Annotated in this window: 2 protein-coding genes; both read left to right on the top strand. The window is 36.1% G+C overall.

Annotation, left to right across the window (positions count from 1 at the left end):
• Window positions 1–1,000 precede the first annotated feature (1,000 nt).
• Window positions 1,001–5,836: a glycine-rich protein gene (locus BUR19_RS11720; RefSeq protein ID WP_074235492.1), complete on the top strand. Its 4,836-nt coding sequence runs from the start codon at window positions 1,001–1,003 to the stop codon at window positions 5,834–5,836.
• Window positions 5,837–5,993: 157 nt separating this feature from the next.
• On the top strand, window positions 5,994–11,720 hold the full coding sequence (locus BUR19_RS11715) for a GEVED domain-containing protein (protein ID WP_074235491.1): 5,727 nt from the start codon (window positions 5,994–5,996) through the stop codon (window positions 11,718–11,720).
• The last annotated feature ends 14 nt before the right edge of the window (window positions 11,721–11,734 follow it).

Genomic DNA, 11,734 nt, shown 5'->3' with positions numbered 1-11,734 from the left:
AAGCCCTCTAGCGCCGATGGTACTGCGAAAGCGGGAGAGTAGGTCGCCGCCAGTTTTTTTTAAAGCTCATCAATTTATTTTGATGAGCTTTTTTTATGACCATACCTCAAAGAAGAATCGATATAAGGATACCTTTAATTATATATTGAAATCATATTCAATACTAAAAGCTAGACTGTATGTATTCTGATGAGTTTTTTCGTGTTAAAGTTTTAGAATTATTCTTACTGAAGTTAAAGTCATTAATAAGTACTAAAGTCTCTACTGAAGCTAAAAGCTTCTTGTTTTTCCCTTTGTTAATAAATATACCTACAAAATATAAATTAATTTTTTTATTAAGTAATAAATATTGTTTATGACTTTACTTCCCCAAGAACAAGAAATCAATCAATTATTCATTCAATATCAATCAGAATCAATGTTATTTAAAAATGATAACTAAGAATTATCGGAATGTATTAGAAAAATAAGTTGATAGAAATACAGTAATCAAAGAAAAGAGAAGCGCTATAAGCCGGATTCTGTTGAAGCTTGTTATTTATCTGCGTCATACATTACTGCATCACTTTTGCTGCCTACCCCTCATCAATAGCCGAGCCGACCTTAACTGATGATATACTTGGCATTGCAAAGTATAATTTACTTCAGTCGTACTTTAGTAAACCTCTTAATAAATAAAAACTTGTCTCATTTGTTTAGGCTTTTTTTATTAATCCAATGTTGAATTTTTTTCCGAAAATCTGTTTAACATAATATTTTGTGTTTTATCAATTATATGATTCGGATATATATTATTGGTGTTTTTTATATTATAAAATGAATATTTATTTCTTTATAGTAGATAAAATTTTATTTTAATAATGTTATTTTTTTTAAATGATAATCTTTTTTTTTAAATATTATATTAAATATTTTTTTAAATAAATATTTTTTTTGGCAAAAAAATTCGAAATAAGTTATACATTAGCTTCATCGTAATAATTAATTAACACAAAAGATTATGATGAAAAAATTTACCTTAGTTAAAGCATTCTATGCTTTTTCGGGAAAGCTTGTCTTTTCCATCTTGTTCATTACTTTTCTATCATTGGTAAAAGGACAGGTCACTCAAACTTTTTCTTATACAGGTTCAGCACAATCATTTGTAGTACCATCTGGCGTAACTTCTGTAAGTGTCAAAATATGGGGAGCTGGAGGGGCAGGGTCTGATGGCTCTGGAGGTTCCGGAGCATTTTTGAAAGGAACACTAGCTGTCACTTCTGGACAGACACTTACTATTGTAGTTGGTGGAGGAGGTAGTCTCAACACTAGTGCAGTTTCTGCCGGTGGTTACGGAGGAGGCGGTGCATCAGGAGGAGCTTATGGTGGTTCAGGAGGAGGATATAGTGGTATCTTTAGCTCTGCAACACTTTCTCAAGCTAATGTTTTGGCTCTTGCAGCTGGAGGTGGAGGTGGAGGATATTATGGAGACTCATCTTATGGAGGAGCTGGAGGAGCTACAGCGGGAACAAATGGTGGTAATGCTGCTAGTACATCATATACGAGCGGTAGAGGAGCAACGATAACAGCAGCTGGAACAGGCGGACAATATAATGGAACTGATAACAGAAATGGTTATACAGGTGCAGCTTTACAAGGTGGAGCGGGTAACAGTTTTAGTGCAGCTTATTCTTATTATGGCGGTGGCGGAGGCGGTGGCTACTATGGTGGTGGAAGCGGTTATAGTAGTGGATCAACAACTAATTATTCTTCTGCCGGAGGAGGAGGGTCATCTTATATCAGTGGATCTTTGACAGCGACTACTAATACTGTTGGTACCACGAGTAATGCTGGAGCAGCGACCCAAGCACCTGGAAATGCCGAAACTGGCTATGTATCGGGAATTGGTAATGGAGGTGCTGGCTCTATATCTGCAACCACGGGTAAAGGAGGTAATGGCTTAATTACAATTACTTATAATACGGTTGCTTGTACAACACCTGCAACTCAACCAACAGCTTTGACTTTTGGAACTACCTCTGCAACATCTATTGCTGGATCTTTTACCGCTCCTGGAACACCACCCAGCGGTTATCTTATTTTAAGAAGTACAAGTTCAACAGCGCCAACACCAGTAAATGGAACTTCATATACTACGGGCAACACAGTGACTTTGGGCGGGAATTCTTATTACGTGATTCAAGGAAGTGCAACAACAGCCAATGCAACGACATTTACAGATTCGGCTTTGACGAGCAATACAAGATATTATTATTACATCTATTCATATAATAATGCATGTATCGGTGCGCCTTATTATTTGACAACATCACCTCTTTCAGACAATAAAATAACTTGTGCTGCAGCTCCTACATCACTTTCTGTTGGAACAATTACTTCCGCAGGAGCTACCTTCACTTGGACATCTGCTGCAGGTGGAAATGCCGGAGCCATCAGTTCAACACTTAATATCTATAGTAATAGCGGTTACACAACTTTAGTGACTTCGGTTCCTGGAGTTACTTCATCTTATGTTTTGTCTTCGGGATTAAATTCAAATACAACTTATTATTATCAAATTGTCAATACTAATGTTGGAGGTTGTAGTTCTTCTACCAATGGAGGAAGTTTTACAACGCTTTGTGCAAGTGTAAGTATTCCTTATCTGGAAGATTTCAATAGTGTTACAACGCCAGCGATTCCAAGTTGTACTACAGTTATTAATGCAGGTTCTGGAAATTCTTGGGCAACCGCTGCTAATCCTGCAGCTAATGGTTTTTCTTCTCAAGTATTAAGATATGCTTGGAATACAGGTAATGCTGCTAATACCTGGTTTTTTACCAAAGGATTAAATTTAACATCTGGGGTATCATACAGATTGACATTTAAATATAATAACAATAGTTCCACATTTGTAGAAAAGATGAAAGTGGCTTATGGTACAAATAATACTGTTGCAGCAATGATTAATACTTTAGCAGATTATTCTAACATTACTGGAGGTGCATCCACTGCAAATTCTGTTGTAATAGATTTTGTGCCTAGCTCTACTGGTGTTTTTTATATTGGTTTTCAGGCTTACTCTGCTGCGAATCAGTTTTATTTATATTTAGATGATATTGCTGTCAATGTTTCTCCAGATCCAATTGTTATTACACCTGCTGTTCCAAGTTTTTGTGCCGGAGGCTCAACGACATTGACAGCTTCCAGTACTACTTCATATACCTATAGCTGGTCACCAAGCACGGGACTTAGTTCTACTTCTGGCGCTACAGTTACGGCAAGTCCAACCACTACGACAACTTATACAGTTACTGGAACAAGTGGAAGTATAACCAATACAAAAACGGTGACGGTAACGGTAAATCCGGTTCCAACTAATGTATCGATTACAGAAACGCCATCTTCTGCGGTTGCGTGTGATATGGATTATGTTAAGCTGGATGCGAGTGGAGGAATAGGAAATGCTGTGGCATACAGTGAGGATTTTTCTGCAGGAGTTGGTAGTAATTGGGCATATGCTGGAACTGATACCAATATTATTGGGGTTTATTACAATTCCAACAATGCTGGAGGTACTGCTTATGAAGCTGGATTGAGTTGGAGTTCAGGTTCTAATACTACAGGAACTTGGGTGTTTTTACCATACAATATATCTACTTCTCAAAGTATTCCAATGGATATTTCAGCCTTTACAAGTCTGAATTTATCCTTCAAATATATGTTTGATGCTGATACAACTTCTAACTATGTAAGGGGGATTTATGTTGATGTATCAACTGATAATAATTCTTGGACTAATGTATGGAGCAGAACAGCAATTACTGCAGATATTGCAGCAACACAAATTAGTAATGTCAGTCTAGCGCCTTATATTGGGAATAACCAACTCTACATAAGATTCAGATATACGGGAGAAAGCTATGGTTTGTTTGATTGGTATATAGATGATATTGTTTTTGACGGTAATAAAAAACTGGTTACATGGTCTCCTTCTATAGGTTTATATACAGATGTAGGACTTACGACTCCTTATAATGGTACGGATTATCTTTCAACGGTATATGCTGCTCCGGGAACGGCTACTACATATACAGCTAAAGCCACATTAGGAACATGTGATAAGACGGCGGTAACCTCATCTATTGTTAGAAGTAAAATGCAATATACAGGTACAGGAACCGATTGGAGCACTGGATCTAATTGGTTTCCAGCGGTAGTTCCTGATGTTACAAAATGTGCCAATATCCTTGCTGGTAAAATAGTGGAAATTAATGCAACAGCTCAAGCAAAAACAATAACTATTGCTAACACAGCTAAACTTACAGTTAAGGCTAATAATTCACTTAGAATTATCGATGATATTAATATTACTAATAATTCCAATAATGATAATTTAACAATTGAAAGTGATGCAGTATTGCTACAAGATAATGCTAATGCTGTGAATTCCGGAAAAATATTAGCGCATCGCGATGTAAAAATGCGTAAAATGGATTACACTTACTGGAGTACGCCAGTAACAGGTCAAAAACTATTAAATGATACTACTTTGAATGATGGTTTTTCTGTAGGAACACCAAATAACAGAATTTTCTACTACAATGAGCCAAATGATACATTCAAAGCGGTTCCTGCTACCGAAACCACATTTATTAATGCTAAAGGATATGCTATTAGAGGTAAAGATAGTTATGATCCAGCAGTACTGACTTCAGATAACACATTAAAATTTGTTGGTACTCCAAATAACGGATCATTTTCTACAAATATCCAAAGGTCGGCCAATACGGGTACAGGTGGAACAGTTGAGCATGGCTATAACCTGATTGGAAATCCTTATCCGTCCAATATTGATTTTATTAAATTTTATAATCTTGGTAATAATAAAAATATAATATATGGAAAAGTGTGGTTCTGGACAGATGTTACCCCAGTTACAACGCAACAAGGATCAAGTTATTCAGGAAACAATTATGCAACAATTACTTTGGCAGGAGGAACGCCGCCAACTTACAGTGATACTACAGTAACACCTTCGCCATCTTCTGGTTCGTATACCCCAACAAAGAATATCAAATTGGGGCAGGGTTTCATTGTTCAAGCTAAAAATCTTGGAACAGGTCAGGTTATAAGTTTTGATAATACAGTAAGAACAAACGAGTCTGGAGTATTTTATAATAACAAGAATACAGATCAAACCAATCGTTATTGGTTGAAATTGATTTCTCCTCAAAATGTTATTAATACGATATTGATAGCACACATAGATGATGCTACTAATAATTATGAGGGCGATTACGATGCGGATATTCTTGTTGTTGGCGATGATTCTTTCTATTCTAAAGTAGATTCACATAAACTTCAAATTCAGGCAAGAGGAAGTTTTGTTGATAGTGATGTAGTTACGGTATCAGCTAAATATTCTGCAAACGGCACTTATAAAGTTAGTTTGGAAAATAATCAAGGAATTTTTGCAGAGAATCAAAACGTATATTTGAAAGATAAATTACTGAATATTATAACAAACCTCAAAGAAAAAGATTACAGCTTTACAGCAAGTAAAGGAACAGATGAAACACGATTCGAAATAGTATATAAAGATAATGCTGTATTAGGATCTGACGTTATGACTAAATCCGATTTTGAGGTTTATAAATGGCATGGTAATTATATTGTAAAATCTTCAAAATCTTTAGGTAAAGTTGAAGTTTATGATACATCTGGAAGATTAATGTATTCTGTAAAAACCAAAGAAACAACTTTGGAAATTGATGCTTCTAAATTGGTTAATGGAGTTTACATTATAAAAGCAGAAAATTCTGGCGATTTAAAAACTAAGAAAATTATTAAATAATAAGTAAGAAAAATATTGTTAACAGAACCATCTCGTATAGATGGTTTTGTTGATTTTGAAGCTTTGTAATTAAAAATTTATAATAGCTAAAATTTGATTAATTGAATTTTATATTTTAAATAAACTTATATTTGTTTCCTTATAAAACATAAATTCGATGAAAAAAAATCTATTTTCCTTTTGGAAGTTGATAGGCTTTTCCGGTCTACAAACATTTCTTTTTTCTTGCTTTTTTTTGATCAGTTTCCATAGTTGGGGACAAGTTCTTACTGAAAATTTTACAACAGGTTTGCCTTCTAGTTATACAACTGGAAATATAGTTTTGAATTCTGGTAATTGGAATGGTACAGATATTATTAATGGCTCAGGTGTGGCAGGATTTAGCGGCAACTATTGTCAGCTAAGAAGTGCAACTGGTTCACAGATTACCTCTCCGGTTATTGCTACGGGAGGAATAAGTACAATTCAGTTTAAAGCAAGAGGTAGTGCTACTACTAATGGTATTCAGGTAAATTATAGAATTAACGGTGGAAGTTGGACGGCAGCTACAGGTTCTCCTTTTGCTCCTACTAATTCTGGTGTGACAACATATACTGCTACTATAAATAATACAAGTAATAATATAGAATTCCAGTTCTACAGAACGGCAGGAACTATATATATAGATGATGTTGTTGTGAATGCTCCAGTAGTTAGTACTCCAACTTTAACAGCTTCGGGAACACTGAATGAAGCAACACTTAACGGAGCAACAGTTGGATTAACACTCGCCAACGATACATTTGCAGACGCAACATTGAATGCTTCAAATTTTACCTTAAACAATGCGCCTTCTGGAGTAACTATCCAAAGTGTTGCATATAATTCTTCAACAACAGCAACGGTTACGTTAGCTTATAATAATACAGATTTTGATGCTAATGTTACTAACTTTAGCATTAGTATTAACGGAAGTGAACTTGCTTCTGCTTCCAATTTAACATCCAATAATTTAACTATCACAGCAGTTACAGAAACACTTACTGTTAATACAGGAACTTTAGCTTTTGGAACAGTCTGTAATGGCTCGTCTAAGGAGTTTTCGTTTACTGTCTCAGGAACAGGACTCAAAGCAGGAACAATTAGCTTAGGTTCATTAGCTGGATATACTTACTCTGAAACATCGGGTGGGATTTCTGTGACAGGCTTTTCGCATGCTGGTGGCGACCTCGCTTCGAAAACCATTTATGTTACGCTGACTCCAACTGCAGCTAATCAAACTTATAATGGGAATATTGCAGTTTCTGGAAGTGCGGCTACAGCTGTTAATAAAGCTATTACTGGTAATTCCACAAGTACGGCTCAAGCCATCACAACTAATACAATTACGACATTTGCCCAAACTACGGCAACATTACGAGCTACGTCAATCACTCAAGGGAATTGTCCAAGTTCAACTATTCAGGGTTTTGTATATTCTGTAAAATCAACTAATGCAACACCAACTGTTGGAGGTGCCGGAGTTACTAATGTGACTGTTACCCTTGGAAGTACAAATTATGCTGCGACTTCTCTTACGGAAGCTACAACTTATGTTGTTCAAGCCTATCTTTATAATGGGGCGACTTATACTTATGGAGGTGTACAGGAATTCACAACAACTTTTAGTGGAAGCCTTAATAATGTAACTGGAGCTTCGCAAACGTGTTTAATAGATAACGGAGGAACTATTTCTTGGACAGCACCAACATCTGGAGCTGTGCCAACAGGTTATATGGTTTTTGCAATTGCTGGAGCGACAACGCCAAGCGGAACGCCTACAACTGCATTAACAGACTATAGTTATGCGAATAGTAATTTTTCCGCTTCTACTAATAGTGCAACACCTACAACTTTAGGCAAATTACTTTACAAAGGCACAGCTACATCTGTAGATATTTCCGGATTGACAGAGAATGGTATTTATTCATTTATGATTCTTGCCTACCAAGATGGTGCTTCTGTCAGAAGGTTTTCAAATGGATCTGCAAGTTCAAGAGCTTTGAATCTTCTTGCTCAGGATGATGTGAAAACTTTCACAGGGACTCCATCAAATAATCAAGTGACTCTTGAGTGGACACATAACACGGCAACTTGTTTTGACGAAGTTATGATTGTAGCCAATCAAGGCGCCATAACTTATATTCCATCTGGAGACGGAAGCAGTATCATTGCTGATGATTCTTGGAATAATGCCGGAAATCAGGTGGTGTATAAAGGAACAGCTCTCAGTAAAGCAATAACTAATTTTACCAATGGAACAGAATATTGCTTCAAAATTTGGCTAAGAAAAGGAACAACTTGGAGCGATGGAACTGATGTTTGTGTTACACCAGAGATTACATACTGTGCTTCTTCAGGGAATACAGATTATAATACAGGCATTAGATATGTAAAATTTAATACAATTGAAAATACAACTGCAGCAACTAAAACTGTAGGATATACCAATTTTACTACACCAACGACAACAGTTGTAAAAGGAGAAACTTATCCAATAACGGTTCGTGTTAATACAGCTGGGGATTATATAGTATATAGTAAAGTTTGGTTTGACTGGAATCACGATGGCGATTTTGCAGATTCCGGAGAAGAATTTGATTTGGGAACAGCGACTAACGTAGCAGATGGAGCGACATCTCTTTCGCCTCTTAGTATTGCAGTCCCAACTACTGCTGTACTAGGTGATATAAAAATGAGAGTGAGTGCAAAATATTCATCTGCTCCAACTTCTTGTGAAACGGGATTTGATGGGGAAGTAGAAGATTATATAGTTACAATTACTCAGCCTACAAATCAGGAAATTAATATCAAAGGGAATAATATCAGTATTCCAAATAATTTTGATGAGCCTTATGGTCTTAATAATACACTGTTTGCTGCGACTAACTTAGGGACAGATTCTGTAGAGAAAGAATTTGTGATTGAAAATTTAGGTTTAGCCAATCTTAATCTTACAGGAACACCAGTTGTGAATATCACAGGACTCAATCCTTCCGATTTTATTGTAACACAACAAGCCGTCTCTCCAGTTATTAGTGGAAGTACAACATCATTTAAAATTAAATTCCATCCAACAGTTGCCGGACTGAGAGAAGCTAATGTAAGTATTGCGAATAATGATTCTGATGAAAATCCTTATGTATTTAAAATTCAGGGGACGGGAACTTGTACCACTTCTCCTTCTATTACAGCATTTCCAACAAGCGGACCAGCCAATACTAAAGTTACATTTACAACTTCGGTTAATGATATGACTGGCGCTTCTGTAACTTATAATGGTGTGAGCGTACCTTTTGATTTGATATCATCAGGAAAAATCGAAGCACTGATTCCTACTGGAGCTACCGATGCTAATTTTGTAGTAACATTGGCTAGTGGATGTTCTTTCACTCAGGCTTTTGATGTGATTGATAATTTAGTTACAGATTGTGAAGGTACCGGAGGTAGTGGTGGTTCTACAACGCCAGCTTCTGATATCATTATTTATGAACTTTATGATGAAAATGGAGGTTCAGGTGGTATTATCACACTTTATAACAGAACTGGTGCTACGGTTAATTTGAGTACATATTCTATCCAAAGAGCCGGAGATTATGGCGGAACTTACACAACTTATGCTAACTTAACTGGAACTGTTGCGTCTGGAGCTGTTGCTGTAATTGGAGTGAGTTCTTCTGTCTGCGGATACGCGCCTACAGGTAACGGAAGTTTTGGCTCTACAGGATTTAATGCAAATGATGGTTTTAGATTAATGAAAGGTTCTACTATTATAGATGATGTTCACGCACCCAATACAGTCGGCTATTATCTAAGAAGAAAGAATGATTATCTTTCTCCGAAAACTGTTTTTGATGCTAACGAATGGACATCTCAAGCATTATCAAGTGGACAGTGTTTATCCGGAGGCGACGTAGCGCAACCACCAGTGGTTAAAAATCCGCCAGTTGTTAATACACAACCTTCATATTCTGTGACTTGTGGTGTTAATAATGCGTCTTTGACACTTACTGCAACAGAAGGTTTTGCTGGAGGAAATGGATTGGCTTATCAATGGTATGAATTGGGAAATACAGGAAGCTGGACGGCCGTTTCTAATGGTGGGGTTTATTCCGGTGCAACTTCTCAAACATTGAATATCTCTGATGTCAGCGGATTGGATAATTATCAATATTACTGCCAGGTAAGAGAAAATACACAGACTTGTTATGCAGCAACAAAAGCAGTACAAATTAAACCAGCGTCTAATACTTGGACAAGTAATGTTTGGTCAAATGGAACGCCTGTTTTGGGAAGCAAGGTAATCATTGCAGGAAGTTATAATACTCAAACTAATGGTGCTTTGGATGTTTGTGAGCTTACAGTGAGTTCTGCAGGAACAATGCTTGTAAAACCAAATTATCCTATTAAAGTCAAAAATAAAATCACGAATCTAAATTCTACCGCTAATAGCTTTGTGGTAGAAAGCGATGCTAATTTGATTCAGACTGATAATATAATTAATGAAGGAACTATCAAGATTGAGAGACAGGTTTCTGATATGAATAATGTAACCGGACACATTGATTATGTTTATTGGAGCTCTCCAGTTGCAGGACAAACGATCAAGGGAGCAAGTGGTTTCTCTCCAAATACACCTTCAAATGGTTATCTTCAGTATAACGAATCGACGGATAAATTTACGGTCACTTCCGATGCTACTTTCCAAACAGGAAAAGGTTACGCAATCCGTGCAGAAAATTCTTTGCCTGATGGATATGGCAAAACTTATAGCTTTACGGGCGTTCCAAATAATGGAAATCTTCAGTTCTTAAGTTTGCAAAAATCTGCCGGAGCAGACAAAGGTTATAATCTGGTTGGAAATCCTTATCCTTCTAATATCAGTTTCGATTTGCTTTACAGTTTGAATAGCGCCAAAATTTATAATACAGCTTGGTTCTGGACTAATATAGATTATACTGCTACACAAATGGGATCTGGATATACTGGAAATAATTATGCTGTGTTCAATGGTTCCGGAGGTGTTCCGCCGGCTTATGATTGGGCAGATTATGACCCAGAAAACCCAAGTGGTATTACACCCAATGGCAATATAAAAGTGGGACAAGCTTTTATCGTACAAGCGAAAACTGCTGGTGCACTAGATTTTAACAACGGAGTCAGAATTACAGATAACGGAACTTTCTATCAAAAAGGTGTAACGAAAAATAGATTTTGGTTGACGATGAGATCTCCAAAAAATATGGTTAACACAATTTTGATTGGTTATATCCCAGGTGCAACTAATAATTATGAAACAGATTTTGATGGTGAATTATTTGTTGTAGGATCGGATTCTTTCTATTCAGTTTTAGGAGCTAAAAAATTAGCAATCCAAGGTAAAGAGGATAATTTTTCTAATGAAGATGTAGTAACTCTTGGAAATGTTTTTTCAGCTGACGGAAGTTATGTCATCAGTCTGCAGACGCCAGAAGGTATTTTTGATGGTAACCAAACCGTTTATTTAAAAGATAAATTGTTAAATAAATATATCAATCTAAGTACTGATACAAATTATACATTCACAGCGGTTAAAGGGACGGATGCAAGTAGGTTTGAGATTGTATATAAGGAAGATGCAGTTTTGAATACTGGAGCTTACTCCAAATCTGATTTTATCGTTTATAAAGATGGCAATAGTCAGGTTATCAAATCATCCAAAAAATTAGGTAAGATTGATATTTTTGATGCGTCTGGAAAATTAATTAAATCAATTAATATAAATCATACTGAGGCAAAGATTGATGTTAGTAACTTTTTAAACGGAGTTTATATCATGAAAATCGAAAACTCTGGAGATATAAAATCTAAGAAATTCATCAAATAGAATTTTATTTTCCA

The sequence above is a fragment of the Epilithonimonas zeae genome, assembly GCF_900141765.1.
In the GTDB taxonomy this organism is placed as follows: Bacteria; Bacteroidota; Bacteroidia; order Flavobacteriales; family Weeksellaceae; genus Epilithonimonas; species Epilithonimonas zeae.
The sequence above is the reverse complement of the archived record's forward strand: the minus strand, read 5'-3'. Positions and strand labels throughout refer to the sequence as shown.

Bases quoted from the DNA above. Each gene is read 5' to 3' on its own strand.
- BUR19_RS11720 (WP_074235492.1), top strand. From the start codon at position 1,001: ATGATGAAAAAATTTACCTTAGTTAAAGCATTCTATGCTTTTTCGGGA.
- BUR19_RS11715 (WP_074235491.1), top strand. From the start codon at position 5,994: ATGAAAAAAAATCTATTTTCCTTTTGGAAGTTGATAGGCTTTTCCGGT.